Below are 25,822 nucleotides of genomic sequence, written 5' to 3'. Positions count from 1 at the left end.
GATTTTAACTGCACGCAGGGTTCGTTTGCATACCTCTTATTTACCGTAAAAAGTCATAAGCAATCTAAAATAATATCTATATCTTGTATTAATATGAATAAAAGCGTAAAAATCAGTCTTGTTTTAATTTCCATAGTTATTGGAATTGGTGCTTTGTATTTCTATGCGGACGGTCAAGTCACAGATGCAATAAATCACGTTTACCACTCTGTAGAATATTTAGATTATTCTGTAGAAATAACCTCCCTTCATCCCCTATCCGGAAAGTTCACGTATATTGTTGGACTGAGAAATCCTACAAATATAGATGTAGAATTATCCTATTACGCAGATATCTTTATCGAAGATGAATACATTTCAACTTTAGAATTTGACGTTTCTGTTCCTGCGAACGAGTTTGTGACAATTCGTTCTTTCTATACAACTGGAGCTGGAGATATGGAGCTTGTACAGCAATTTATCACTCCAACCTACCACTATTATGGTCAAATGAAAGGAAGTGGGAAATATTTGTTTTTCACACTGTCAAAGTCCTGGACCGATGAGTGGTACTGGACTCAATCATAATACCGTCAAGTACAATACACCTAATAACAATCTTCTAGAGATTATGATTAGCTTTATGGGTTAGGCTATAACCCTCTAGCAACACGTACGCCTATGCCCCTTCGACTAGTTCTTGTAAAATAACTTTGCTCTAATCTTTTTTTTCACTTCACTCCCATCAAAGAACTCTGAGTGGCATGAGACGCGCGCGTGATACGCCCAGAGAAGAGAATCTATAAGATAACCTCTTGTGCCACTCAAAAATATCGCGCGCGACGATATAGTCAGAGATTAACTCCGAAAAAATAAAAACTATCCTGATCAGTGTGCACACGCGTGAAGTATGAGGTTATTTTTTTTCATAGCATCTAATTACATAGGTTAGTAGTTCTATTTGCGCGCTTTGGGGTAGCCGAACTTGTTTGTCGTCTCCGCAATGGTCTCCTCCAATAGCTTAAGCCCTTTGTCCACCTGCTCCTGGGTGATGAGGAGGTAGGGCATCAATCGTATGATCCCAGTGCCTGGGGCAGAGCCAATAATAAGGCCCTTTTCCTTTGCTCTGTCGCTAAGGTAGACCATAGGATTGTGGGCTGGGTCTTTTTTCTGCTCAGGGGTGAGGTTCTTTGGTTGGAACTCTTCCTTGGTCTCCCTGTTCGCTACCAGCTCGACCCCCATGAAGAGGCCGAGACCCCTTATGTCCCCAATGACAGGTTGGCGGTCCATCATCCCCCTGAGCTCGTTCATCATATATTCTCCCATCTTTGCCGCCCGGTTTGTGAGGTCCTCCTTATAGTAGATATTGATGACGGCAAGACTGGTGGCGCATGCAAGGGCGTGGCCGCTGTAGGTGTAGCCGTGGGGGAAGCCCTTCTCATCAAAGTGGTCTCCGATCTTCTTATTCACTATAGTGGCCCCGAGGGGGACGTAGCCGGATGTTATCCCCTTGGCGTAGGTTTCAATATCTGGAACAATGTTCCAGTGCTCACATGCGAACATCTTGCCGGTACGGGCAAAGCCGGTCATTACCTCGTCGAAGATCATGAGAACTCCGGTCTCGTTGCAGATCTCGCGGATCTTCTTCCAGTAGCCGTCCGGGGGGACCACCTGGCCTGCCCAGCTGCAGATGGGCTCTGCCATAAAAGCGGCCACAGATTTCTCCCCCTCTTTCTCGATGGTGTACCTAACGAACTCGGCACAGAGGAGGTCGCACTCAGGATACTCCTTCTTGAAGAAGCACCTGTAACAATAGGGCGACGGGACATGCTTGAACTCCTCGAAGATGCTGAGGCCGGGGAACTGGCGGTTCCTGCTGCTGCCACCGACGCTCACCATCGCGTATGTGGAGCCATGGTAGGCGTCCCAGTAGCTGATTACCTTCGAGGCACCCCTATAGAGTTGGGCAATCTTAATGGCTACCTCGTTGGCTTCGGTGCCACTGTTTCCAAAGAATGTTTTGCAGAGATCACCGGGGGTGATTTGAGCGAGCTTCTTGGCGAGTTGGATCTGGGGGACGTTAGAATAGCTCGGGGAGGCGTAGGCCATCTCATCGAGCTGCTTCTTAGCGGCCTCTATAACCTCTCGGTTGTTGAGCCCGATGTGGGCATTGTAGAGCTGGGACATAAAATCAAGATATTTCTTCCCTTTAGCGTCCCAGAAGTGCCCTCCATCTCCATGAGTTAGTATCAAGGGCTTATATCCAGGGCGGCGCTCCCATCTCTGGACGAGGTACTTATCCGCCTCATCGTGCATCCGAGTGACTTCGTCCTCTGAAAAATTTATGGGACTCAATGAAGTTCTCAGACAAATTGTTTCGAATATTCACTTAAAAATTGTCCTCGTGTCAGAGCGTTTCAGGAATAACTTATAGGATAGATCTTTCATGCTGAGATTGGGATGACCTTTTCACGGGTTTCGGTCGTAAAGGGCTCTAGAGCGCGCGCGCCCGTCCACAAGGCTCTGAATTTGATTGACTATAAGGACGCCCTGAAGGGCTGGGACAGAGTGCTCATAAAGGTTAATTTTATCACAACGAAGACTTGGGATACCGGTGCCACTACTGACCCTCTGGTAGTCGAGGCAATCTTCCAGAGGCTCCAGGACCTCCCCCTGGAAGTCATTGTTGTTGAGTCCGACGCGACGACCACCAACGCCACCAAGGCCTTCCACGCCACCGGAATGGCTAAGATGTGCGAGAGGAACGGGATCAAATGGATCAATTTAAGGCATGAAAAGGATCGGGTGGCGCTCCCCATCCCGAATGGGGCGGCGTTGAAGAAGATCGTCGTTCCACGGATTGTTGCTGAGTCAGGGATCGTGAGCGCCGCCAAGATGAAGACCCATATCGATACGGGGGTAACCTTAGGGATGAAGAATCTCTTTGGCCTTCTTCCCGACAAGTTCAAAGGAAAATACCATATAAAGGACATGCATAAAGTCGTGGCCGACATTAACACCGTTATCAAACCTCATCTGACTGTGGTCGACGGGTTCGTGGCGATGGAGGGCCGGGGACCTGTAAGAGGAACACCCGTCCAGATGGAGACGATCGTTGCTGGGAGTGACGTCGTTGCGGTAGACGCCACAACGTCTAGGTTGATGGGAATCAACCCCCATGAAATCGACCACATTATGATGGCCCACGAGAGGGGTCTAGGGGAGATCGATAACGTCGAGATCTTGGGGGACGGGATTGAGGCTGTGAAGAGAGACTTTAAGAGACCTTAGGCTTGGGAGCTTCCCTGGGGTCGACTCAGTAACTCTTTCTCGCGCCCGGAATGGAGGCGCTCTCTTCTAGTCCGGGGGCGTCAGCGAGTTCGCATTCAACAGATTCAGGTTCAAGATGAGAGACGTTGTAAAGAGCCTGAACTTCTGGGCGTTCCATTGCTCCGCTCCACTCTAAATATATACATTGACCTGTGCCACCTCACCGTATATTATATGCCCCGGCACACCTTAGTCTTTATTTGGACGGCAAGGCCCGTGACCTTCTTCTGTCGGAGGGCAAAAACATATACAAGGTTGTTGTGAGCTGCCTTAAGTGTGACGTCTAGGAGAGCGGAAGCACCGGAGGAAAGCATGGATGATGGTAGCGAGAGTAGTAGCTTTCTCATCAGTTTTAGTCCCCAGCATCTAGTAGACTCACCGCTCCTACAAGAGCCTCTTCAACAGTCTGCTGGATTAAACCTAATAGCTTCTTTTTCCCATTTTTATTTTGTAAAGTATTTGTACACACTCTTTGAGACCATTGCGATAGTCTCCTCTGCGGCGTAAACGTCCGCTGCCCCTTTTATGAAGCAGCTAAGGATATATCTCTCTCCAGTGGCTTGGATTGTAACGAGACCTGCGTCGTTCCTTATTCCCGGAAGGCTCCCTGTCTTATGGGTGAGTTCCATCTCTGCCCTTGGGAGGTACTTGGGAATCCGATTTCCCCCAGTTTGACACTTAGACATGATCTCCATGATCTCGTTGCAACTTTCTCGGCTGGCCGCCTTCCCTTCGACGATCATCTCCAGAAGCCGGAGCATCTCGCTAGGGGTGGTGACATCATTTTCATCAACCCCAAGGGACCAAGTGCCAACTAGAGTGGTTCCCTGGGCCTTCTCTGTGAAGAGGGCGAGGGTCTTTTCTTCGTCGGGGAGGTCTCCCAGCCCTATGAGGTCGAAAAGGATGTCTCGGCAGTCCGCAACTACCTTCGTCTCCTCAAGTCCGAGTGAGCGGATGGTCGCGTTAACCCTGTCTTTTCCGACTCTCTTGATGACGAGGTCTGTGGCAGTATTATCACTTAGGATCATCATGAGTCTCAGAAGATCTCCGTAGGTAAGTTCCAACCCATTGGAGAGTTCCTTGAGGATCCCCGACCCAGGGACCTTGTCCGCTTCCGCTAACATTTTCTTCTCATCGAGGGATACCGTTTTCGATTCTAACTGTCTAAAGAACTCGATGATGACGGGGACCTTGAATACACTTGCCGTGGGAAACAGATCCCCTCCATTGATGGAGGCAGTCTCCCCTGTCTCAAGGTGCTTGACTGATACACCTAAAGTCCCCTTCAGACCTGATACAGCGTCATTGAGAACGTCGATAAGAGCCATTAAGCATCACAGAAACTTATATCCTCACCACTTAAACGATTTCGCTGCTTTCCCGGCTGAGGCTTTTATCACCAGCCATCTGGTTTCAATCAGGTATTATCCCTTGGATGGAATGAACCGGCGTTCATATCTAATGTTTAGCCAATATAGAGAGCTGTGATGCCATCTACGAGGTGGGAGGTCTTTTAAGGTCAATATCCATGAGACTGGCGGAATATGCGGTTAGTGCTATCACAACCTTTTCCCCATCCTCACAACAGTTGCACTGGACGGAATGTTCCCGTGGCATGACCCCAACGAGTGGATCTAAGCTTGCCCCAACAGGCATAACCTTGTCACAGATATAATCTAAAAGAAATAACCTTTTTTTCTCATTTTTTCTGTTGAATCCCCTTTCTCAAAATTCTTAAAGACACAAACGTCGGGAAAAGGGAAATGGACGGGAGATTTATTACCCGTTGGATGTTTTCTCATATAGTTTTTATCTAAACACTTTCTACGTTTAATTATGTCAAGGCATAAACTATCGAGGAAAGTCCAGACTGTGCTGGGTACGATTGACGCAGGGGATATGGGCATTACTCTGACCCATGAGCATTTACTATGTGACACGAGCTACAGGTTTGTTGAACCTAAGATAGATAGTCAGAAAGAACTCGCTAATGCCCGAATCAAAATTGAGAATCTCGATTGGATTAAAAGAAATCAAAATAGCTGCCTTGATAACTTGAGTCTGTTGAACGAAGAGTCCGCCATCTCTGAGCTGCATCATTATAAAAAAAAGGGCGGAGGAACGGTTGTAGATGTAGGGAACATCGGTCTCAGTCGTAATCCAGAGGGACTGGCACGCATATCTCGAGCAACCGGCATTAACATCATAATGGGAGCAGGATATTACGTGGGGACAAGTCATCCACCGGAACTGGCGAGTAAAACTGAAGACCAGATAACAGATGAAATTGTGCGTGATATAACCATTGGGGTAGGAGATACCGGGATAAAAGCAGGGATACTTGGAGAGATTGGCTGCTCATATCCTTTAAAAGACACTGAAGTAAAGGTGCTGGGTGCTGTTGCACGAGCCCAGAAAATAACAGGAATATCGGTGAATATCCATCCAGGGCAAAGCCAGACTTCTCCTATTGAGATCATAGAATTTCTTAGTGATAATGGAGGGGATATTAACCGGACTGTAATGAGTCATGTAGGTAATAGACACGGAAATGACATAGATCTGACCTTAGAGTTGGCTGAGAATGGGTGTTATATTGAGTACGATAGATTCGGTCAATCACAGAACCCGATTAAGCTTCCCAATAAACTCATGTATGGGCTCTCTGACTGGGAGCGAATCGGATGTATCAAGCATCTCATTGATCGTGGATTTCTTGATCAAATCCTGATCTCTCATGATGTATTTAATAAAACCGACCTCCGTCAATACGGCGGATTTGGTTATGACCATATCTTGACAACAGTTATTCTCCTTATGCGCATGCAATGCATTACTGATGAGCAAATCCACACCATACTTGAGAAAAATCCCGGGCGCATGCTCCAATTTACCTGAATTCCCCTCACGCGCTTTGCCATTATCCAAAACTGAACATTTATAATCACTATTTAGGTTGTCAGATTATGTCAGTAGCAAAATATCATCTCAAACCTATAGTCATATATTGGAAAAAAATACTCAAATTAATTTTACACTTCTCGGGATTGATCAGATCCGAATGGTCTGAAATTAGTGTTTATGATTTATTTAATCTCTTAAATTCTAATTACCTTCCACTATTAATCGATATTCGATCTCCTACGGAATTTAGTGGGGGTTATGGACATATTCCCCAAGCCAGGTCAATCCCTTTGTTGGAATTAGCATCATATCTCGAAAATCTTCAATCCTTCAAAGAAAAGACAATTGTAACTATGTGCCCTGGAGGTGGAATGTCTTTGATCGCTGTAGAAATATTGACCGAGGCAGGTTTTACGGATGTTAAGAGTCTGAAAGGGGGCACGGATTTATGGCATCAATGCGGGTATCCCACTACTAGGTCCAACGCTGATGAATAGAACTTTTTCAATAGGTTAGTATGATTAACTATGACAACTTTTACACACGTGAGTAAATAATAAAGTGCAATCTTAATGATAAACGTTCATAAGAGAGTTGATGCACGGGGCCTCGCCTGTCCCATGCCTATTTTAAAATCTATGCAGGCAATAAAAAACATGGCTATTAATCGTGTGCTTGAAATTCTTACCACTGATCCCGGTAGTATAACCGACATTCCAACATGGGCTATTGCTACGGGTCAAGAACTCATCTCCTATGAAGAACGGGGTCTAAACGAATACCGATTCCTAGTAAAGAAAAAAAAATAACTCACGTATGCGGTTAGATGGGTTTTTTCAATTTAAATTTACTTGCGCACTCGCGTAAAAGACCCTTGGTACAATCTAATCCTTAATTTTTGGACCTGAAATCTTACGACCACTCATCAATGCCTTAAAAAGTCCTTAAAAGTGCAGAGAACTTGAACCCTTCAATATCCACCCCTAGACCTTCGGTGATGTGAAAACGTCAAACCAACCGGAGCTGCATGCATGTCCCATGCGCAATTAATTTATCGAAATCTAATCTTGTATTTTCAATGAATATTATATCCTTGTTAACTTTGTTCAAGAATAAACTCTTCAATTCGTTTTTTGGCTTTGTCAATATAGTTTGGATCAACATCCATGCCGATATGACGTCTGTTAGAAACTATTGCAGCAATATTTGTTGTACCTACTCCACAAAAAGGGTCTAGAACAACATCGTTTTCAAAGGAGTAAAGTTGGATGCATCTGTATGGTAATTCAATTGGAAATGGTGCAGGATGTCCAAGTTTTTTTGCTGATGTTGCAGGGAAGGACCATATGCTTTTAGTAAAGTCCAAAAATTGTTCTTTAGTTATTGTATTGTTTCTATCTTTCTTTTTTCTACCTAACTTTCCTTTAGAATAAATTAAAATATATTCATGCACATCTCGAAGGACTGGATTTGATGCAGATTTCCAACTTCCCCATGCTGTAGAAACTCCAGCACTAGCACTTTTATTCCATATCACTTCTCCTCTCATTATAAATCCTATGTCATCCATAATTTCAATTATATATTTATGAAGTGGAATGTATGGCTTCCTTCCAACATTTGCAATATTTATACATGCTCTTCCTCCATTTACTAACACTCTAAACGTTTCTGAAAAAACTTCTTTTAAAAAATGTTTGTACTCTTCTAGACTTAGGTCATCATCATATTCCTTGGAAACATTATATGGTGGAGAAGTAACCATTAAATGAACAGAAGAATCCGGTAAAAAACTCATATCTCTACTATCTGCCCATATTACCCTGTCCAAATATTTTCTATCTATAATATTTTTAATTTCCTCTAAATCTTCATTTATATTAACATTCCTATATAATTTACTACTATAAAATTTCGATGAATCATGTTGTTCTCTTTTTCCAATCCCAAACGCACTTGTTTTAGTCCCTTTATTGTTTTTTTCCATTTTACATTTTTCCATTTTACACAGTATCTGTTTCCTTTTCCGAATTCTACATATTCTTCCTTTTCTTCTATTTGGCGTCGTATACCTTATTAAACCGACTTTCTCGAGTTCAAACAAAGTTCAGCGCGGATGCCCCCTACAAAGAGACATTCTCCTTCCTCAAACCCTTATGCATCTAGCTTACGTTCTACACAAAGCCCATTAACTCACCACGCTATTAGTACACATTGCAGTCGGTCTTACTGCAAGTTTCACCGCGCGCACCTTAATGTACTTCATATATCCAGGAAAAGCCCAGCATCCTAGAGAAGGGCATCAAGTAGTTGGGGTCCTATACCCTATTATTCCAACGCGGACTCAAACGGAGCCCAAGTATGTATTCGCTCTATTTCCAACCAAGCTCCTTTGAGTGTCATATACCTCTTTACTAGGGAAAAGAAAGATTTTTATTTGAATGCCTCGAAGATTAGGAAGTGGAGAAAATGAGGGAGTACGTTCACTAGGGGCGCTTGCATTCATCAGTGATGGTAGCAATCTCCTTTTGACCCTCGAATCCGCCTTGACGATTCTAAGCAACTTAGTAATCCAGCGGATTCTGTGCCTTTTGGTTCTCCCACTTCTATATGCGGTGAAATAACAATGACAAAAGTGAAGTTTGCAATTCCTAAGGGGCACCTTGAGGGTGACACTCTGAAGATGCTTGAGAGGGCAGGCTATCAGATTAGCGACCTCAAGCGGACCTATAGACCCAGCATCAACGACCTCGGCATAGAGCTCAAGGTCCTGAGGCCTCAGGAGATCCCCACATTCGTCAATGAGGGAGTCCAGGATATCGGCATCAGCGGGAAGGACTGGATCGCCGAGAACAGGGCCGACGTTGAGATCCTCCTGGATTTGGAGTATAGCAGGGTGCGTCTCGTTGTAGCCGTGCCAAAATCTTGGACCGATGTTAACAGCCTCTCGGACCTCCTACGGAAGAAAATGGAGCGCGGAGAGACCCTCCGGATATCATCGGAGTACCTCAATGCCGCGAAGGACTACATCAAGGCAAACCCTGTCTACAGGGAGGCCTATGGCAACGCCGATCCCTTGGTGGTGAGTCCTTGGTGGAGGGTCGGGGAAAACGAGGCAGTCGCCATCTATCTTAGCTTCGGGGCCACAGAGGCGAAGCCCCCTGAGGACGCCGACGCTATCATAGAGGTGGTAGACACTGGGACAAGCCTAGAGCAGAATAGTCTTAAGATCATTGAGAAAGTCATGGACACAAGTGCCCTCCTAATTGCCAATAAACGGGCCCTGAAGGACCCCTCCAAGAGGGAGAAGATCATGGACATCCTCACCCTCATAAAGGGGGCTGTGGACGGATCCAAGAAGCTCCACGTATTCGCCAACGTGAAGAAGACCAACTTGGAAGAGCTTCTAGAGAAGTTGCCCGCCCTGAAGCGCCCCACTATCAGTGATCTCTCCGATCCAGAATGGTGCGCTATCAACACAATCATCGACAAAAAGAAATTCCTAGAGATCCTTCCAATTCTCCGGGTTCTTTCCCAGGGCATCGTGGTCCACGAACCCCGACAAGTGCTCCCTCTCGAAGAGATAATGTTGGAGAACAGCCAAAAATGATGGGGAGATATTTCAATATCCCCCAAGAGCTTCTTGTGAAGCGATGGCCAAATATCGAGGCCACAGACCGTCAGCTCCAACTCTATGTAGAATCCATCGTGGAGGACGTGCGGATTAGGGGCGATAAGGCCATCAAGGAGTATACACGAAAATTTGACAACGTAGCGATTGACGAGCTAAGGGTGAAGCATGAGGAGATCCTTGACGCATATGAGTCTGTAACAACAGAGCAGATCGCTGCTCTGAAGGAGTTGAAGCGGAGGCTCGAGACCGTGGAGACTAAACGCTTAAGCTTACTCTCCTTTAAGCTACAACTAGAGGGCGTCAGCATCCAGTGCACCGTCCGCCCCCTCCACAGCGTGGGCTGCTACGTCCCTGGGGGGAAAGCGGAGTACCCGAGCTCCCTTGTGATGAATGTGGTCCCTGCAAAGGTGGCGGGGGTAGATCAGATAATCATATGCACCCCTCCTCGCCGAGATGGACACCCTTCACCTCTCACTCTCGTGGCCGCTGATATATGCGGTGTGGACGCCGTCTACAAGGCGGGAGGAGCCCAAGCCATTTCCGCTATGGCGTACGGCACTGAAACGATCCCTCAGGTTAACAAGATCGTGGGACCTGGAAATCGATACGTGACCTCTGCCAAGCAGGTCGTCTCAAGCGTTGTGGCAACTGACAAGCCCGCGGGGCCCAGTGAGATCCTTGTTTTGGCAGACGGGACTGCGGATCCAAGGCTCATCGCCCTGGATCTCATCAGCCAAGCTGAGCACGGGAATGGAGGATCCTACGGCCTTGTGACCACTTCAACGGCTTTGGCTGATGAGGTTGAAAGGGCTCTAGTTGAGATCCTAGAAAGACTCCCCGATGGGGAAGAAGTTGGAAAGCTCCTATCCCGAAGAGGGTTCATCTATATCGTAGGGAGTATCGATGATGCCGTCAATTTCGCTAACCGATACGCCCCAGAACATCTGGAGATCCTTACCGATGACCCCCGAGGTGCTGCCGAAAAAGTAACAGGTGCTGGGCTCGTTCTGTTGGGGCCATACTCCCCGGTCTCCGCTACCGATTACAGTATGGGCGTCAACCACGTTCTCCCCACAGGGGGATACGGAAAGGTTGCCTCTGGAATCACTGTGCTAGACTACCTAAGAACCCTCTCTGTGGTAGAATCCTCGGAGGAAGGGCTCGCCGGAGTCAGGGGGAACGTTGAGGCCCTCGCCATTGCGGAGGGACTCCCTAATCACTACCTTGCTGTCGAGGGGAGGTTTAAGGAATGACCCTGGATGAATTCGTTTCCTCATCCAGACGCCTAGGGATTTATAAACCAGGTGAACCCGTGGAGGAACTTGCTGCACGCCTAAATTTGCCTGTCAGCAGGGTCCTTAAGCTCAACGCAAACGAGAACCTCTTCCTGCCACGATCTACTCTCCAGAGAGTTCTGACCGAGGCCGCCGCCGAGATAGACCCTAGGTTGTACCCCGGGGGAGAGGAAGCAGTACTCGCCGAGAAACTCGCGAGCCTCCACGGTGCCTCCCCTGCCCATATCATTCTGGCATCTGGGGGAGATATGATCATAGACCTGATAATGTCCAGTCTCGTGAAGCAGGGGGACACGGTGCTCGCAGTCACCCCAACCTTCTCTATGTACCCCCGGACGGCGAAGATCAAAGGTCTGACCTTTAGGGCTGTCTCCTTGGACAACAGATTCATGTTAGACGGGGAGATGGTGCTAGAGGAGGCAGAGGGGGTAGGCCTCATCGTTCTCTGTAACCCAAACAATCCTACTTCGAACCAGTTTAATCGGGGGGAGGTAATGAAGATCGTAAATGGCTTTGAGGGATTCGTCCTCATAGATGAGGCTTATGCTGAGTTCGGAAATTACTCCCTGGTCGGGGAGGCCCTCAAAAGAGATAATCTTATTATCCTCAGGACCTTTTCGAAGGCCTACGGCCTCGCCGGCCTGAGGTTGGGATATGGGGTTACGAACAAAGTTCTCGCATGCACTCTGACTGAGAGGTATTTGATGCCATTCTCCGTTCCCAGTTTTGTGCTACGGGTTGGGGCGAAGCTTCTTGACGAGAGGGCCGCGGTACTGGAGGCCATCGAGGAGGTAAAGCGGGAACGGGAGGCCCTCGTGGACTCCCTTGGAAAGATAGAGGGGGTAGAGGCTTTTCCATCTGACTCTAACTTCGTCCTTTTCACTACTAACAAGCCCTACGAGGAGGTCTACAACAGGCTTCTCGAGAAAGGGGTTATCATCAGGAGGATTGGAGATGTTTCCGGCTATTCTGACTGCCTCAGGGTTAGCGTCGCACCTCGGGAAATCACTTCAATGTTCTTGGAAGCCCTGAGGGAGGTATTAGCGTGAAACCTAGATACGTAGAATCTCAAACCACCACAGGGGAGACCTATTACATCAGGCAGGATCGTCTGAGGGACTTGACAAAGGTTGATGTGGTGGTATTCGACTGTGATGGCGTCCTCCTTGATGTCAGGGAGTCCTACAGCAGGGCCGTCGCCAGGACCACGAGTGCCCTAGTTGAGACTATGACTGGTTACGCTGTTCCCGAGGAACTTTACGATTCACGGCTCAACCGTGTCTACAAGCGCACAGGGGGATTCAACAACGATTGGGCTCTTACCTATGCATTCATAATAAGGACCTTGGCTGAGCTCCCGGAGGGTTCTCTGAAGAGGCTAAGGAGGGTCGCTGTAGAGGCACTAAAATCTGGGACCCTTTTTGGGATGTTCAAACATCTTAGGGAAAACCCAATAGCATCCGAAATTCCGGTGAAGACGTTGTACAGGGGTCTTACCATCTTTGCCGAGGAGCTGGACTCCACGGGCTGGGAGGCTGTCGACAGGTTGCTTTGTAACCAAGTTTACCCTGAGATCAGGGATACCCTCGGATATCCGGGTGGCGTGGGTGAGGGACTCGTAGCCACAGTCTTTGAGGAGATATTCTCTGGGGCAGAGCTATTTGAGCGGAGCTTTGGGATAGAGGGGATATATGGGGCTGAAGGTTCCGGCTTTATCGAGAATGAAGGTGTGATAATCAATGATGAAACCCTTAGGAGGCTCACGGAGATTCTGGGTGGGGCGAGGATGGGCATCTCATCCGGCAGCCTTGCCGCGACTGCAATGCACGTCCTCGGGGAATCCATCAATGAGATCAAAGAGGATGCCCGGATCTGGTATGAGGCCGTCGACGAGGCCCAGGCGATAAAGGGCATGGTGGGCCTCCACAAGCCTCATCCCTTTTCACTGCTTAAAGCCTCAAAGCCCTTCAAACCCTACGATCGGGTCTTATATGTGGGGGACACCATGGCCGATAGGCTTATGGTTAGGAATGCGGGGGAACCCCCTTTCCTATTCGCTGGGGTTCACGGGAACGTGCACGGTTCTGAGGAGGCAAGAGACGACTTCATGTCATGCGGTTCTGACATCGTTGCCCTGTCGGTGAACGATCTGCCTGAGATATTAGAAAATGTGAGAGATAACTGAAAATGAGGAGACAAGAGTTTAGGCGAGAGACCAGCGAGACGATTGTATCAGTCGGGCTCAATCTGGATGGCATTGGGGAGGGGAAGATAGAGACCCCCCTCGCCTTTTTCAATCATATGCTAGGGAGCCTAGCGACCCACAGTTTAATTGACTTGAGGGTGGAGGCCCATGGAGACCTTTATCATCATATCGTCGAGGACGTCGGGATAGGCATCGGGTCCGCGATCAAGGAAGCCCTGGGAGACGGGAAGGGAATAGCCCGTTTTGGCTACGCTCTTGTTCCTATGGACTGCTCTATTGGATCCTGTGCCTTAGATATTGGTGGCCGCCCTTACGCCGTGGTAGATCTATGCTTCAAAGGAGCCAAGGTGGAGGACACTGCATCAGAGGACCTTACCCACTTCTTTGAGACCTTGGCGACCAGCATGTGTGCCAACATTCATTTAAAGGTGGACTACGGTCGGAATGACCACCACAAGGCTGAGGCAGCATTCAAGGCCTTTGCTCTGAGCCTCCGGCAGGCCGTCTCAGTTGACCTCCGAAGGAAAGGCGTCCCCAGCAGCAAAGGAGTCATATAATGGCCAAGGTGGCGGTCTTGGATTACGGCGTAGGGAACCTTTTCAGCATGTCTAACGCCCTTGAAAGGGCAGGTCTTAAGGTCAAAGTCACTAGGGAACCTGAAGAAATAGCCTCTGCAAATGCAATCGTTCTCCCTGGGGTGGGGAATTTCGGACCAGCATCAATTAAGCTTAAGTTCTTCGCGGGGGCCCTCCAGAGGGCCCTGGAGGAAAATATACCAATACTGGGGAGCTGTTTAGGAATGCAACTCCTGTTCGAGGGGAGCGAAGAGAGCCCTAAGAAGGGCCTCGGCCTCCTGAAGGGATGGGTTAGGCGGTTCCAGGGGGCACTTAAGGTTCCCCACATGGGATGGAACACCATCAAGGCCGCAAAAAAGAGCCCCCTTCTCGAGGGGATACCCGATGGTCAATATTTTTACTTCGTGCACAGCTACTATCCGGAGCCCGCGGAGGGTGACGTTACTCTGGCTGTCACGGAATATAATGGGAACTTTACCTCTATGGTGGAGTGCGGCCCCCTCTACGGTTGCCAATTTCACCCCGAGAAATCTGGGAAAGCGGGGGCCGTGCTTCTCAGCAACTTTGCAGATATAGTCAAGAGGCGAAGGCGATGATGGTGATACCTGCTATCGACATCATGGACGGCCAGGTCGTACGCCTTACTCAAGGAGATGAGGAATCCAGGATCAACTATGGAAACTCGAGATCCCCTCTGGACGTGGCTCGGCACTGGGTGGAAGAGGGAGCCGAATATCTCCACGTAATAGATCTTGACGCGACTCTAGGTCGAGGCGATAACAGCGGTTTGGTTCAAGAGATCGTCAACGACCTCTCGATCCCCATTCAGGTAGGGGGAGGGATAAGAAGTCTAGAATCTGCGCAAACCCTATTGGGAAAGGGCGTGGACAGGATAATCCTTGGCTCCTTGGCCATTAAGTCCCCCGAACTTGTATCTGGTCTCTGTGAGGAAAATGGGAAGGACAGGATCGTGATCGCCCTTGACCACAAGCAAGGCATAGTCCTTGACAAAGGGTGGAAGGAGTCCACCGGTAAGCCCCTCTGTGATGCCCTTAGGGATTTTATCAGCCTCGGATTAAGATGGTTCCTGATAACTGACACCAGTCGGGACGGGACCTTAGAGGGCCCTGACACAGAGACTTATTCCAAAGTATCCAGACACGCGTCCATTATCGCCTCAGGGGGTGTAGGATCCCTTGGAGATATAGGCACGCTACTAGGAACCGGTGTGAAGGCCATAGTGGTGGGAAAGGCCCTCTACGAGGTGGTCTTCACCCTGCCGGAGGCTATCCGCTGCGTGGAGGCCTAAAGGATGTTAGCTAAGCGCATCATCCCCTGCCTCGATGTAAAGGAGGGAAGGGTCGTCAAAGGGACCCATTTCATAGATCTGAAAGACGCCGGGGACCCAGTGGAGTTAGCCAAACTCTACAACAGAGACGGCGCTGATGAGCTAGTGTTCTTGGACATCGCCGCCTCCATAGAGGGGAGAGGCACCCTAAGCAGGCTCGTCAGGTCTGTCGCTACGGAGCTTGATATCCCCTTCACCGTGGGGGGCGGAATTAGGACTAAGGAGGACGTCCGGGATATCTTGAGGAACGGGGCCGACAAGACCAGCCTGAACACCGCTGCAGTGGAGCACCCAGAACAGATCACCGAGATATCTGAGCTCTTTGGTTCCCAGTGCACAGTGGTTGCCATTGACGTCAGGAGGAGATATGAGGAAAGGGGGGACCAGACTATGGTTCAGACCCCAGAGGGCCCCTGCTGGTTTGAGGTATATACCTACGGAGGAAGGAAGGCGACGGGAATGGACGCCCTGAGATGGGCCGTCAGGGCCGAGGACCTAGGTGCTGGGGAGCTCCTAGTTACAAGCATGGACAGAGATGGCACCAAGACTGGCTTTGATAACATCCTCTATAATGAGCTGTCTTGTACCGTTGGGGTTCCTATTGTGGCCAGCGGCGGAGCAGGGGATCCGAGACACTTCCTAAAGGCATTCATCGAGGGAAAAGCAGACGCAGCTCTCGCCGCATCTGTGTTCCACTATGGGAACTACCCCGTTCCCGTCGTTAAGGAGTATCTCCGGACAGAGGGCGTGGAGATCAGGAAATGAAGGACGTGAACATCGGAGACCTTAACTGGGAAAAGATGGGGGGGTTGATCCCGGTAATCGCCCAGGACGCAGGCACTCTCGAAGTCCTCACCCTGGCATATATTGACCAAAAGGCCCTGAAGATGAGCCAGGAGACGGGCTGGGCCCACTACTATCGAAGGAGCCACAGCAGGGTTATGAAAAAGGGGGAGACGAGCGGTAACGTGCAAAGGATAACTGAAATTTTGACGGACTGCGATAACGACGCCGTCATCTACCTCGTGGATCAAAAGGGGCCTGCGTGCCACCTCAGAGAAAGAAGCTGCTTCCACAAGAAAGTCACTGCGAGATAGCTGGTTCTTGATGATGGCCTCAGGTATGCAGAGCTAACTTATGACCTCTTTGCGTCTCATTATTTACCAATTTTTAAACCCGATTCCGCTTGAAGTGATACATGTTTCTAGTATCCCTTGCCTACGTCCCTTAGAGATGGTGACACCTGCTACGAGGAAACTAAAGAGCGCGCGCCATATATTATAGCCAGTAAAACGATATGAAGAACTTATTTTATGTCAAACTAGGAAATAGATTTTTTTTGGCCTCATGTTCTACAGTTTATAGGCAGATCTCCTCAATTATCCTCTTATACACCTTCACGCCCTTCTTTAGCTGGTCTATCGCTATGAACTCGTTAGCGGTGTGGCCCTGATCAATGCTGCCTGGGCCACATAACACTGTCGGTATCCCCGCCTCGGTATAGTCTCCTGCCTCGGAAAAATATGACACCCCGACGGGCTCGGATCCCAGGACTCTTGTAAGAAGCTTTACGATCTCGCTGTTCCCAGGAATATCCAGGGGATTCCTGACCTTAGGTACGGTTACCTCCACCGAGCCCTCGTAACCTTTATCACTCCCCCCAATTAGCCTCCTCAACCAGCCTTTGATAGTATGCACATCTGCATGGGCAGGTATGAGTCGAGCATTCAATGTGATCTCGCAGCGGTTTGGGATGATGTTTGATTTGATGCCTCCCTTAATGAGTGTGGGCTTAATGGTGGATGGACCCATGAGGGGATGAGGGCTCCCGTTGAGCTCGTCTTGGAGCTCTGAGATGCCTCGGAGGACCTCCGCTCCCCTTGTGATCGCATTGATCCCCGTTTCAGGTCTGCTGCTGTGAGCCGCCTTGCCGTTCACCACCAACGAGGCGTAGGCATACCCTTTATGGGTGCGGCCCACTTTCAGCATAGTGGGCTCCCCCACTACACCGAAGCGGGCCTCCTCCTTAGTCACTTTTCCCTCTTTCAGTACTCGGTCTACGAACCAACCCCCGGTGTCCTCCCCCGCCGTGAAGACTAGGGTGAGTTGCCTTTTGAGGCCCTCCTTCCTGATCTCCTTTGCAGCTTGGATCATGGACGCACAAGGCCCCTTCATATCACTAGCCCCCCGGCCGTAGACCCTACCATCCCTTACAACGGGCTCGAATGGCCCTGAAACGCTCCATAGTGCTGGATCCCCAGCAAGCACAGTATCTATGTGCCCTGACAGGATCAGGCCTGGTCCTGCCCCCTCCCCGATTTTTGCTATGACGTTGGCCCTGTCCTTCTCGACTTCCTGGAGCTCAACATCCACACTGAGGTCCATGAGGAAGTCCCTTATCCACTTGGCTAGAGGCATTTCCTTTGCCGGTGGCCCCGAAGTATCAAACGAGATGAGAGATTTCGCGATATCTATAACCGTCAACTAGATCCTTTGCCAGAGGACGTTGGTCTGATAAAACATGTTCTTAGAAAAATTTTCTGCAATTCAACGGATCCACCTCAACTGTTTTTGTTAAATCCTGAATTAATCCGATGTTATATTTACATACCTATGTACATAAAGACCCATTTCATCAAGATTGATCAATTAGATCATTTCCTTATAAAGACAAAGTCCTTCGATGAGATGGTGCAATAGATAAACAAGAAGCTGATCTTGATGCTTTGAGTCTCGCTGTGTCTATTCCACAAAGTCTTGTTTATACGTTGCAGTTTATCCGTTACGGGCGCGACGACGGGCATTCATCAACCAGTAATCTCCGGGTGAGTCTCATCCTTAAATTGACCCCTCTGTCCAGCTATGTATAGAACTGCTTGCAACGGCGATGACCCTTGGAGATAGAAGACGGGATACACCTAATCAAGAATCCTCATAGCACCTATTTCGTGAGCTCGGTCCTCATCGTAGGTGAGAGTCTGACCCTAGTGGATGCAGGTAGGGTGGAGTCCCCAGAGGCATCAATATACCCCGCCATAAGGACCCTAGGGAGGGACCCTCAGGAGATTTCCCTTCTTATCCTCACCCATACGCACTGGGACCATTGCGCCGGGGCTGCCCAGATTAAGAAAGAGACGAGTTGCAAAGTAGCTGTACACGTCAATGGGGAGGCCTACCTGACTGACCCGGAGAAGGTGACCCAGGACCTCACAACTAGATTTCCCGGAATACCCTCGGGAAACATGGCAGGCCTCGACGCCGTTGAACCTGAGATCGTATTCACGGATGGATCTAGGATATCCCTCGACGGGAGGGTTCTGGAGGTCGTCCATACACCAGGTCATTCCGCGGGCTCGTGCTGTATCGTCGAACCTGGACTCGGTCTGTACATTGCAGGGGACAGTATTCAGGGGAGGGGAGAGAGGCGCCCCCTGATCTTCCATGACACAAGAGCATACATCGCCTCGATGAAACGACTCCTTGGAGAACCCATCAAGACCATCGTGAATGGTCATCCATTTCCCCCCTCCAGAAAAGAGGTGCTCAGGGGGGAAGATACGAGACGTCAAGTTGAGGAGAGCATCAAAGCCGTTAAGGATCTGAGGACCGCGGTTTTAAATGCCTTAAGAGAATCCAACGATCTCATGAGCATCAGGGAGCTTCACGAAACCGTGGGGGTGTCCCATCCTTTTACGATTGGGTGTATTCTTGAATCCCTCGAGGCCGAGGGAGATGTCATGCAGGAGATGATGGGAGGTCGAACCCATTGGCAGGCGTGAAAAGGGTCCTCATAACAGGGATTACAGGCCTCATCGGCGGGATCATCCTAGCGGACCTTAGGCGAGACCACGAGGTGACGGGCATCGCTAGGAGGCATATGGATGGGGTCCGCCACTTCCAAGCGGATATCTATGACTATGAAGCTATACTCCCAGCGTTCGAGGGGCAGGATGCCGTGGTCCATTTAGCCGCCAACGGCTCCGTCGCTACCCCTTGGGAGTCCGCTCTCAAAAACAACATCATGGGTACTCGTAACGTATATCAAGCCTGTGTCGACAGCGGCGTTAGGAGGGTCGTCTTCGCGAGCTCCAACCACGTCACGGGTCTCTACGAGAATGACCCCCCGTACAGTCACATCGTGAAAGGGGAGTACGACAAAGTGGACGCCGAGGCAATCCCACTGATCACCCACGAGTCTCTTATCAGGCCTGACAGCCACTATGGGGTTAGCAAGGCGTACGGAGAGGCCCTAGGCAGGTTTCATAGCGAGGAGCACGGGCTATCTGTTTCCTGCCTCAGGATTGGCAGTCTTCGTCCCATTGACAACCCTTTCGGAGCAGTTAGGTTCTACGCCACTTGGCAGAGCCACAGGGATCTCGCCCAGCAGGTTAGGAAGAGCCTTGAGCGGGACATCGGCTTCGGGGTCTTTTATGGGGTCTCCGACAACAAGTGGAGATTCTGGGGAATCGACCGGTGCAAGGATGTTATAGGATACCGGCCCCGGGACAATGCAGAGGAGCATAGAGCCGCTGAGAAATAAGCCAAGTCTGTCTTAGCCTAAATAAAACGGGGTTTTTCAGCCCCAATTCCTGATCACGTCCAAGATGAGCCTCACGGCAGGGCCCTTACTTCCCTTCGGATTATATCCTTCGTTTGATTTCTGGCCGTCGACACCGGCGATGTCCATGTGCACCCACGGAACGTCCATCACGAACTTATTCAGGAACCGGGCGGCGGTGATGGCTCCCCCAGGCCTGCCCCCTGTATTCTTAAAGTCGGCAACAGTGCTCTTAAGTTGCTTGTCGTAAACCTCCCATAGTGGCATTCTCCACACCCTCTCCCCACTGGTTTTAGAAGCCTCCTCTATCCTCTCAGCCACGGTATCATCGTTGGCAAAGTATCCTATGGCATGCTCTCCAAGGGCGATAGAAATTGATCCAGTCAACGTGGCAAAATCGAACATCGCTGCCGGCTCGTAGTTTTTAGCAGCGTAGGTGAGAGCATCATTGAGGATCATCCTGCCCTCGGCGTCGGTGCTGATAACCTCGAAGGTTTGACCGCTATAGGTGGTGACGACGTCTCCGGGATGGAGCGCCTTGCCGCTGGGCATATTATCAGTGGCGGGGACAATGCCTACCACATGGAGGTTAATTCCGAGCCTCGCGATGGCTTCCATTGCTGCGATGACCACGGCGCCCCCGGTCATATCCCCTTTCATCGCCTCCATCCCTCTCCCCGGTTTGAGGCTGATGCCCCCTGAGTCAAATGTAATCCCCTTCCCGATAAGGACCACAGTGTCGCCCTTCTTTTCGGCCCCATACTCCATGATGATAAATTTTGGGGGCTCCTCTGTGCCTTGGGCAACCGCCAGAAAGCTGCCGAGGCCGATTTTTTCTGCCTCCGCCCTGTTGAAGACTGTGACCTTCACTCCTAGGCCCTCTAGACGCCCCGCTTCCTCAGCGAGCCTTGTAGGGGTTATATAGTTCCCAGGTCTCCAAGCGAGGGTCCTGCACAGGTTCACGGCCTCCCCGATTATACTGCCACTTGATGCCTTCTTATCAATCTCCCTGGGATCAGCATCAGGGCTGAATATCGTGAGTGCCTCGATCTCCTTAAACTTGTCCAAGTCTTTGGTCTGGTAGTGGATGTTCTGGTAGCTTCCCATGACAAAGGCCTCCGTGATGGTCTCGGCAACCTCGTATTTATCTAGGACTCCTCGGGAAATATGAGGCAGGCTCACTCCAAGCTTTTCGACCCCCATATCTCTCACTCTCCTAGAGACACTGCCTATAGTTTTTCTCATGCCCTCTATTGTGATCCTTTCCCCCTCCCCTAGCCCGACTAGGAGCACCCTATCAGCGGGGATGGCACCCTGGGTATAGATGAGGGATGTCTCTCCCTTCTTTCCCGTAAAGTCACCGAGGGAGATCACATTCTTAATCATTTTTCCTAAGGGCCCTTGGATGCCCCCTATCAAAGAGTCCTCTCTCGCCTCTTTGGACACGCCGAGGAGGATCAGGGGGACCTTGAACTCAGTCAATTCAGCCTTTTCAACCATAATCTTCATAGTTTAACGCTGATCCATTGGTGATGGTGCTTATTATTGATTGGAGAGATTAACCTGCGCGAGCCCTACGTCCAGTAAATGCTCTAGAGCTATCTTTACAGGCTTCTAGTTCCATGTGTCTCCTTCTTACCCCTCAAAGTCCTTAGAGACGCGCGCGTTTCTATTTTCTTTCCTTGCGTTATTTATCGATACTTTTGCGCGCGGTAGACGATCTCACCATTGAGGATGGTCATGTAGGCTTTGGTCTCCTTCTGTTCCTTCTTCGCCCGCTCAATCACCTCTGGTTCTGTTGTACTCAATATGAAATCCGGGCCGGTTATGTCCGATGCAAGTATAGCGATGTCCGCCACCTTTCCAGGTTCGATGGAGCCCTTGATACGCTCCTCCCGGGTCGCATAGGCTCCCTCAAGGGTGTAGCACTGGATGGCCTCCTCGACTGTGATCTTATTCCTTGCTATCGGGTGGTTGACCGCAGACCAGACGCCGTAAAGGGCGTGGAATGGCATGCCGTCAGAGCCAAAGGATACGTGGACGCCCAGGTTCATGAGGCGGTTGTAGGGGTTGGTTCTCTGGTTCCGTTCCTTGCCGAGGCGGGTCTCGTACATACCATTGGGCCAGCCCCACTCTCCCACGAAGTTAGGTTGCATCGAGGCCACCACCCCCATCTCCACAGTCCGTCTGATGTCATCGTTGATGGGGTACTCGTAGTGCTCGATCCGGTATCTGTGGTCTTTCCTTGTCTCAGCGGTGAGGACCTCCTCGATCCGGTTTAGGGCCTCGGTGATGGCCCTGTCCCCGATGGCGTGGATAGCAATGAACCCTTTCTTTTTATGGGCCTCCGCTACTAGTTTTCTATTTCTCTCTTTGTCTCCCACATAGACCCCGGTGGTAGAGGGGTCGTTCTCATAGGGCTCATAGAGAAGGGCCGTCTGGGCTCCCATGGAGCCATCGATCCCTATCTTCAGCGTGCCGAAGCTGAGCCACTGGTCTCCGCTCACTTCCTGAGGATATCCTGTCATCACGTGAGCTCTTATCCTGAGGTCGTCTTCCTCCCTTGCATCTACATAGGGTGCCGTAGACATGTGGGATCCCGACTCATCTGGGCGACTTGCATCGTGGACCGTGGTAATGCCGAGGCTGTGAGCGAGCATGGAGGCGTCTCTGAGCCCTTGTCTCAACTCGTCATAGGAGGGGAGTGGTATTACTTGGGTGACTAGTCTGCGAGCATCCCTGAGGACCCCTGTAGGCTCTCCTTGGTCATCTTTGTCGATGACCCCGCCCTCCGGGTTAGAGGTGTTCTTGCTGATCCCACAGGCCTCAAGGCCCCGAGAGTTGAGGACAATCATGTGTCCGCAGACCCGAGTCAGGGCTACTGGGTTGTCTGGTGAGACGGCGTCAAGATCGTACCTATTGGGATATCTTCTCTCATTGAGGTTCTGGTCATCCCACCCTCTACCTTGGATCCACTTGTCCTCAGGAAGACCGCGGGATTCGATGTACTTTTCCAGGTTTGCGACTATCTCTTCTACCGACTCAGCTTCGCTGAGCTGGAGGTGGCCAATCTTATATCCTATCCCTAAGAAGTGGACGTGGGAGTCAATGAAGCCGGGAACCACAGTCTTGCCCGAGGCATCTATAACTTGGGCGCCCTCAGGTATGCTCACGTCTGATCCAATGCCAACTGTCTTGATAGTGGACCCCTCAATGACGATGACAGCATCCTCCAGAGCCGGCGCTCCCGTGCCGTCTATAAGATTCCCGCACCTTATCACCTTAGCATTCGACAAATACGTTCACCTTCATTTTTTGGTGCGTTATTTAATAACTCTTGTACAACAAACTTCTCGAAATCAGCGGGAAAGGGGCATATTTTCTCTCTTATCCGATTTGATGGTCCATTACACGAACTTTAGACCTATCTCCTAAAGCCCTCTCCGCTCGGCGCGTACGCTTTAGCTATGAGTTGCATCTCAAATGGCAACCTGGTGGAGGAGCTTAGGACCACCCTAAAGGGAGCTCCCCTCTTATTACAATAGGGCTTGGGTCCTACTTCTTGAGGAGTCTGAAAGTCATGGTTCTGATACCAGTCCTTGAGGAACTCACGTTCTCCGGGGGTTCCCGGAAAATCATCATCGGATTCGTGGATCTACCCCCTCTTGATTTCAAGCTTTATGGGGACAGCCACCTCGATGCTCAGGGCTTAACGAGGGGTCAGCGGAACTGTTGCGCGCGCAAAAGGACCAATCCCTTATAGATAATTTTTAAATCCCAGTCCATTGTGGAGACAGAGAAATTTTATGATAATAGGGATATCAGTCTCTTGACTCCAGGGCTTTGGAGAGATCCGCTTTCTGGAACGCCTCGGAGAACTCGGCGAGGTAATCTACCATCCCTTCCATAATCTTCTTCCCCCTCTCGTAGAGACCATCCACCACTTCCGGTCCCAACTCCGGGGGGCCCTCCTCATCGAGGTCCCAAGCTTGGATGGGGACTGTGATGATCCCTCCCTTGAACTTGAACGTATTGAATGTGACGGGGGTAATCCCCTCCCCGAAGACGTCTCTCATCGTGTACTTATCTCCCCACTCCCCCTTGTACCCAGCGCTCTGGAAATCGGCTATATCCTTTCCGCTGAGGAAAAGAGAGACGGCGAGCTCCTGCATATATGAACCTTTCTCGGGATGGAGCTCTGGGAGCACATCCTTTGCGATACTCCACCACTCGGGGATAGCCACCACGATGCCGAAGTCCCTAGCTGCCCTCCCGGCCCTAATGATTGTCTCCCTATTCCCCCCGTGGCCGTTGAGGACTATGATCCTATTGATCCCATTCCTTTTGAGGCTCCTGAAGATGTCAGTGTAATAACACTCCAATGTTTTCGGGGCAATTGTGATAGAACCTGGGTAGAACTTTTGTTTATCGTTCTCCCCAAAGGGACTCAACGGCAGTGTGATGAGGCCGGTCTTCTCCCCAACCTTTTCCGCGAGCCAGGCCACAGATCTGGAGTCAATGCTTATTGGCGTGGGGCCATGGCCGTGGAACGTGCCCACGGGGACGATTGCTGTATCACTTCTTTTGAAGGCATCCTCTGCCTCCATCCATGACATATCCCCTAATCTGAATTTCACTATAATACCTTCCAGACCCAATTGGCCGATATGCCCTTTATCTATTTTACTCCGCCGGCGCCTCTATGCTAAAAGCTAAGTTTGTGGGACACACCTCGTAGTTCTGAATACTATGGACTCCATCAAGATACTGAGGGCAAGGAGGCTCATCGACGGAACCGGCGGGGAGCCCCTCGATTACCCGGTCGTTGTGGTTAAGAACGGACGTATCCTAGATCTGGGAGAGGAGAGCGCCGTAAAGCTTCCTCGCGGAAACACCGTTGAGGAGTTGAGCTTCATGGATGGGACCATCCTTCCAGGACTTATCGACTCCCATCTTCACATCGCCTTGGGAACCCGAGGCGGCTATATGGCTATGATGGAGGAAAGTAACGGCATCCACCTCATAACGGGGGTCGTTAACGCCGAGAAAGCCCTCGCCGCAGGAGTCACCACCATAAAGGAGGCCGGGGCCCGGGACAATGTAGCCAAGGACCTGAGGGAAGCGTGGAGGAGCGGGCTCATTAAGGCCCCGAGGCTCCTTATCTCTGGGCGTCCCCTCACCGTCCCGGGTGGACACTTCCACTTTTGCAACGACAACCAGGCCCGGGGACTCAACGAGGTGAGGGGCAGAGTGAGACAGTTCGTGGAGGAGGAGGTGGACATCATCAAGATCATGGCCTCTGGCGGAGGCACTGTTGGGACGAACAACAGCGAGGCGTCCTTCACCGAGGGCGAACTGCGCGTCGCCGTAGAAGAGTCCCATCGTCTCGGGAAGACCACCATGGCTCACTGTGAGGCCTATGACTCCATTGGTAACGCTGCTAGGGCAGGGGTTGATGTGCTCGAGCATTGCGGGTTCATCCTACCCGATGGCTCCCGAGGATTCGACGACGATGCCGCCAATCTCATGGCGGAGAGGGGGCTTTATTACAATCCCACGCTCCAGACAGGCTCCCAACGCAGGGACGCCTTACAGGGGAAGATGAATCGGGGAGAAAAAATCACGAAAGATGAGGAGCGCATATTAGAGGGCCTCGAGTATAAAATAAAGAGAAAATCTGAGAACCTCATGCGAATGGTAGGTTTAGGCGTGCAGGTAGTGGCGGGCTCAGATGGGATTGGCCTCGGGAACTCTGCGCAGGTTATAAGGACCATGGAACTTATGGTTGATGCGGGGCTGACTCCGATCCAGGCGATAGCCTCTGCAACGGGAAACGGGGCGAAAGCCATGAAGATGGATCACCTTTTCGGTACTATCCGAGTGGGCCTCGAGGCCGATATCATCGCGGTTCAGGAGGACCCCTCAGCGGACATCACCCGGATCAGATCCCCGCTGATGGTGATGCAAGGCGGCATTGTCGAGTTCTAGAAGAG

27 protein-coding genes are annotated in these 25,822 nt (G+C 50.3%); 18 read left to right on the top strand and 9 right to left on the bottom strand.

Going from position 1 to position 25,822, the window contains the following annotated elements; genetic code table 11:
• Positions 1–93: 93 nt before the first annotated feature.
• Positions 94–567, top strand: a complete 474-nt coding sequence (locus QGG23_04155) for a hypothetical protein (GenBank protein MDP6048621.1) — start codon at positions 94–96, stop codon at positions 565–567.
• A gap of 369 nt (positions 568–936) precedes the next feature.
• On the opposite strand, the gene QGG23_04150 is transcribed toward QGG23_04155, so the two are convergent.
• Positions 937–2,334 (bottom strand): aspartate aminotransferase family protein, encoded by a 1,398-nt coding sequence (locus tag QGG23_04150; GenBank protein ID MDP6048620.1) that lies wholly within the window; start codon positions 2,332–2,334, stop codon positions 937–939.
• 105 nt (positions 2,335–2,439) lie between these two features.
• Between QGG23_04150 and QGG23_04145 the strand changes: the two genes are divergently transcribed.
• A complete protein-coding gene (locus QGG23_04145) occupies positions 2,440–3,270 on the top strand; it encodes a DUF362 domain-containing protein (GenBank protein MDP6048619.1) in 831 nt (276 codons plus the stop codon).
• 25 nt (positions 3,271–3,295) lie between these two features.
• Here the strand turns inward: QGG23_04145 and QGG23_04140 are convergent, their stop codons facing one another.
• The 3 genes from QGG23_04140 to QGG23_04130 form a co-directional block, all read right to left on the bottom strand.
• Complete coding sequence (locus QGG23_04140) at positions 3,296–3,427, bottom strand: hypothetical protein (GenBank protein ID MDP6048618.1); 132 nt, start codon at positions 3,425–3,427, stop codon at positions 3,296–3,298.
• 52 nt (positions 3,428–3,479) lie between these two features.
• On the bottom strand, positions 3,480–3,656 hold the full coding sequence (locus QGG23_04135; GenBank protein MDP6048617.1) for a hypothetical protein: 177 nt from the start codon (positions 3,654–3,656) through the stop codon (positions 3,480–3,482).
• Between the two features lie 96 nt (positions 3,657–3,752).
• Positions 3,753–4,637 (bottom strand): serine hydrolase, encoded by an 885-nt coding sequence (locus tag QGG23_04130; protein MDP6048616.1) that lies wholly within the window; start codon positions 4,635–4,637, stop codon positions 3,753–3,755.
• A gap of 508 nt (positions 4,638–5,145) precedes the next feature.
• Here QGG23_04130 and QGG23_04125 point away from each other — a divergent pair.
• From QGG23_04125 to QGG23_04115, 3 genes are all read left to right on the top strand, one after another.
• Positions 5,146–6,207, top strand: a complete 1,062-nt coding sequence (locus QGG23_04125) for a hypothetical protein (protein MDP6048615.1) — start codon at positions 5,146–5,148, stop codon at positions 6,205–6,207.
• 68 nt (positions 6,208–6,275) lie between these two features.
• On the top strand, positions 6,276–6,710 hold the full coding sequence (locus tag QGG23_04120) for a rhodanese-like domain-containing protein (GenBank protein ID MDP6048614.1): 435 nt from the start codon (positions 6,276–6,278) through the stop codon (positions 6,708–6,710).
• A 75-nt stretch (positions 6,711–6,785) separates the two neighbouring features.
• Positions 6,786–7,022, top strand: coding sequence for a sulfurtransferase TusA family protein (locus QGG23_04115; protein ID MDP6048613.1), 237 nt, complete (start codon positions 6,786–6,788; stop codon positions 7,020–7,022).
• A gap of 287 nt (positions 7,023–7,309) precedes the next feature.
• Here the strand turns inward: QGG23_04115 and QGG23_04110 are convergent, their stop codons facing one another.
• A complete protein-coding gene (locus QGG23_04110) occupies positions 7,310–8,215 on the bottom strand; it encodes a site-specific DNA-methyltransferase (GenBank protein ID MDP6048612.1) in 906 nt (301 codons plus the stop codon).
• 624 nt (positions 8,216–8,839) lie between these two features.
• Between QGG23_04110 and hisG the strand changes: the two genes are divergently transcribed.
• Genes hisG through QGG23_04065 form a run of 9 tightly spaced genes read left to right on the top strand, consistent with a single transcriptional unit; the run spans position 8,840 to position 16,368 of the window.
• Positions 8,840–9,823: an ATP phosphoribosyltransferase gene (gene hisG, locus QGG23_04105; GenBank protein ID MDP6048611.1), complete on the top strand. Its 984-nt coding sequence runs from the start codon at positions 8,840–8,842 to the stop codon at positions 9,821–9,823.
• Positions 9,820–11,100, top strand: coding sequence for a histidinol dehydrogenase (gene hisD / locus QGG23_04100; protein MDP6048610.1), 1,281 nt, complete (start codon positions 9,820–9,822; stop codon positions 11,098–11,100). The genes hisG and hisD overlap by 4 nt, the downstream gene beginning before the upstream one ends.
• Entirely contained in the window at positions 11,097–12,191 is a 1,095-nt protein-coding gene (gene hisC / locus QGG23_04095; GenBank protein ID MDP6048609.1) for a histidinol-phosphate transaminase, read from the top strand. Before hisD ends, hisC begins: the two co-directional genes overlap by 4 nt.
• On the top strand, positions 12,188–13,327 hold the full coding sequence (locus tag QGG23_04090) for a hypothetical protein (GenBank protein MDP6048608.1): 1,140 nt from the start codon (positions 12,188–12,190) through the stop codon (positions 13,325–13,327). Before hisC ends, QGG23_04090 begins: the two co-directional genes overlap by 4 nt.
• A gap of 2 nt (positions 13,328–13,329) precedes the next feature.
• The gene (gene hisB, locus QGG23_04085; GenBank protein MDP6048607.1) at positions 13,330–13,905 is read left to right on the top strand and encodes an imidazoleglycerol-phosphate dehydratase HisB; all 576 of its coding nucleotides are present in this window, start codon (positions 13,330–13,332) and stop codon (positions 13,903–13,905) included.
• The gene (hisH, locus tag QGG23_04080) at positions 13,905–14,519 is read left to right on the top strand and encodes an imidazole glycerol phosphate synthase subunit HisH (GenBank protein ID MDP6048606.1); all 615 of its coding nucleotides are present in this window, start codon (positions 13,905–13,907) and stop codon (positions 14,517–14,519) included. The genes hisB and hisH overlap by 1 nt, the downstream gene beginning before the upstream one ends.
• Positions 14,516–15,232, top strand: coding sequence for a 1-(5-phosphoribosyl)-5-[(5-phosphoribosylamino)methylideneamino]imidazole-4-carboxamide isomerase (gene hisA, locus QGG23_04075; GenBank protein ID MDP6048605.1), 717 nt, complete (start codon positions 14,516–14,518; stop codon positions 15,230–15,232). Before hisH ends, hisA begins: the two co-directional genes overlap by 4 nt.
• 3 nt (positions 15,233–15,235) lie before the next feature.
• Positions 15,236–16,036, top strand: coding sequence for an imidazole glycerol phosphate synthase subunit HisF (hisF, locus tag QGG23_04070; GenBank protein ID MDP6048604.1), 801 nt, complete (start codon positions 15,236–15,238; stop codon positions 16,034–16,036).
• Positions 16,033–16,368: a phosphoribosyl-AMP cyclohydrolase gene (locus QGG23_04065; protein ID MDP6048603.1), complete on the top strand. Its 336-nt coding sequence runs from the start codon at positions 16,033–16,035 to the stop codon at positions 16,366–16,368. Before hisF ends, QGG23_04065 begins: the two co-directional genes overlap by 4 nt.
• A gap of 262 nt (positions 16,369–16,630) precedes the next feature.
• Here the strand turns inward: QGG23_04065 and QGG23_04060 are convergent, their stop codons facing one another.
• Entirely contained in the window at positions 16,631–17,755 is a 1,125-nt protein-coding gene (locus QGG23_04060; GenBank protein MDP6048602.1) for a M20 family metallopeptidase, read from the bottom strand.
• A gap of 410 nt (positions 17,756–18,165) precedes the next feature.
• Here QGG23_04060 and QGG23_04055 point away from each other — a divergent pair, with 410 nt between their 5' ends.
• Together QGG23_04055 and QGG23_04050 are read left to right on the top strand one after the other, a co-directional pair.
• Complete coding sequence (locus QGG23_04055) at positions 18,166–19,050, top strand: MBL fold metallo-hydrolase (GenBank protein MDP6048601.1); 885 nt, start codon at positions 18,166–18,168, stop codon at positions 19,048–19,050.
• Positions 19,047–19,811: an NAD(P)-dependent oxidoreductase gene (locus tag QGG23_04050; protein ID MDP6048600.1), complete on the top strand. Its 765-nt coding sequence runs from the start codon at positions 19,047–19,049 to the stop codon at positions 19,809–19,811. The genes QGG23_04055 and QGG23_04050 overlap by 4 nt, the downstream gene beginning before the upstream one ends.
• A 36-nt stretch (positions 19,812–19,847) precedes the next feature.
• On the opposite strand, the gene QGG23_04045 is transcribed toward QGG23_04050, so the two are convergent.
• On the bottom strand, positions 19,848–21,338 hold the full coding sequence (locus tag QGG23_04045; GenBank protein ID MDP6048599.1) for a leucyl aminopeptidase: 1,491 nt from the start codon (positions 21,336–21,338) through the stop codon (positions 19,848–19,850).
• A gap of 182 nt (positions 21,339–21,520) precedes the next feature.
• A complete protein-coding gene (locus QGG23_04040) occupies positions 21,521–23,125 on the bottom strand; it encodes an amidohydrolase (GenBank protein MDP6048598.1) in 1,605 nt (534 codons plus the stop codon).
• Positions 23,126–23,409: 284 nt separating this feature from the next.
• On the opposite strand from QGG23_04040, the gene QGG23_04035 reads away from it, so the two are divergent.
• A complete protein-coding gene (locus QGG23_04035; protein MDP6048597.1) occupies positions 23,410–23,592 on the top strand; it encodes a hypothetical protein in 183 nt (60 codons plus the stop codon).
• A 58-nt stretch (positions 23,593–23,650) separates the two neighbouring features.
• On the opposite strand, the gene QGG23_04030 is transcribed toward QGG23_04035, so the two are convergent.
• Complete coding sequence (locus QGG23_04030; protein MDP6048596.1) at positions 23,651–24,445, bottom strand: creatininase family protein; 795 nt, start codon at positions 24,443–24,445, stop codon at positions 23,651–23,653.
• Between the two features lie 133 nt (positions 24,446–24,578).
• Between QGG23_04030 and QGG23_04025 the strand changes: the two genes are divergently transcribed.
• Positions 24,579–25,817 (top strand): amidohydrolase family protein, encoded by a 1,239-nt coding sequence (locus QGG23_04025; protein MDP6048595.1) that lies wholly within the window; start codon positions 24,579–24,581, stop codon positions 25,815–25,817.
• The last annotated feature ends 5 nt before the right edge of the window (positions 25,818–25,822 follow it).

Source organism: Candidatus Bathyarchaeota archaeon (assembly GCA_030739585.1).
Classification (GTDB): domain Archaea; phylum Thermoproteota; class Bathyarchaeia; order TCS64; family TCS64.
Note: the sequence above shows the minus strand (reverse complement) of the source record. Positions and strands in the feature narration are given on the sequence as shown.

Bases quoted from the DNA above. Each gene is read 5' to 3' on its own strand.
- QGG23_04025 (MDP6048595.1), top strand. From the start codon at position 24,579: ATGGACTCCATCAAGATACTGAGGGCAAGGAGGCTCATCGACGGAACC.
- hisH (MDP6048606.1), top strand. From the start codon at position 13,905: ATGGCCAAGGTGGCGGTCTTGGATTACGGCGTAGGGAACCTTTTCAGC.
- QGG23_04110 (MDP6048612.1), bottom strand. From the start codon at position 8,215: ATGGAAAAATGTAAAATGGAAAAAAACAATAAAGGGACTAAAACAAGT.
- hisB (MDP6048607.1), top strand. From the start codon at position 13,330: ATGAGGAGACAAGAGTTTAGGCGAGAGACCAGCGAGACGATTGTATCA.
- QGG23_04155 (MDP6048621.1), top strand. From the start codon at position 94: ATGAATAAAAGCGTAAAAATCAGTCTTGTTTTAATTTCCATAGTTATT.
- QGG23_04145 (MDP6048619.1), top strand. From the start codon at position 2,440: ATGACCTTTTCACGGGTTTCGGTCGTAAAGGGCTCTAGAGCGCGCGCG.
- QGG23_04030 (MDP6048596.1), bottom strand. From the start codon at position 24,445: ATGTCATGGATGGAGGCAGAGGATGCCTTCAAAAGAAGTGATACAGCA.
- hisC (MDP6048609.1), top strand. From the start codon at position 11,097: ATGACCCTGGATGAATTCGTTTCCTCATCCAGACGCCTAGGGATTTAT.
- hisD (MDP6048610.1), top strand. From the start codon at position 9,820: ATGATGGGGAGATATTTCAATATCCCCCAAGAGCTTCTTGTGAAGCGA.
- hisG (MDP6048611.1), top strand. From the start codon at position 8,840: ATGACAAAAGTGAAGTTTGCAATTCCTAAGGGGCACCTTGAGGGTGAC.
- QGG23_04130 (MDP6048616.1), bottom strand. From the start codon at position 4,637: ATGGCTCTTATCGACGTTCTCAATGACGCTGTATCAGGTCTGAAGGGG.
- QGG23_04125 (MDP6048615.1), top strand. From the start codon at position 5,146: ATGTCAAGGCATAAACTATCGAGGAAAGTCCAGACTGTGCTGGGTACG.
- QGG23_04115 (MDP6048613.1), top strand. From the start codon at position 6,786: ATGATAAACGTTCATAAGAGAGTTGATGCACGGGGCCTCGCCTGTCCC.
- QGG23_04120 (MDP6048614.1), top strand. From the start codon at position 6,276: ATGTCAGTAGCAAAATATCATCTCAAACCTATAGTCATATATTGGAAA.
- QGG23_04135 (MDP6048617.1), bottom strand. From the start codon at position 3,656: ATGAGAAAGCTACTACTCTCGCTACCATCATCCATGCTTTCCTCCGGT.
- QGG23_04140 (MDP6048618.1), bottom strand. From the start codon at position 3,427: ATGGAACGCCCAGAAGTTCAGGCTCTTTACAACGTCTCTCATCTTGAA.
- QGG23_04035 (MDP6048597.1), top strand. From the start codon at position 23,410: ATGGTTCTGATACCAGTCCTTGAGGAACTCACGTTCTCCGGGGGTTCC.
- hisA (MDP6048605.1), top strand. From the start codon at position 14,516: ATGATGGTGATACCTGCTATCGACATCATGGACGGCCAGGTCGTACGC.
- hisF (MDP6048604.1), top strand. From the start codon at position 15,236: ATGTTAGCTAAGCGCATCATCCCCTGCCTCGATGTAAAGGAGGGAAGG.
- QGG23_04065 (MDP6048603.1), top strand. From the start codon at position 16,033: ATGAAGGACGTGAACATCGGAGACCTTAACTGGGAAAAGATGGGGGGG.
- QGG23_04045 (MDP6048599.1), bottom strand. From the start codon at position 21,338: ATGAAGATTATGGTTGAAAAGGCTGAATTGACTGAGTTCAAGGTCCCC.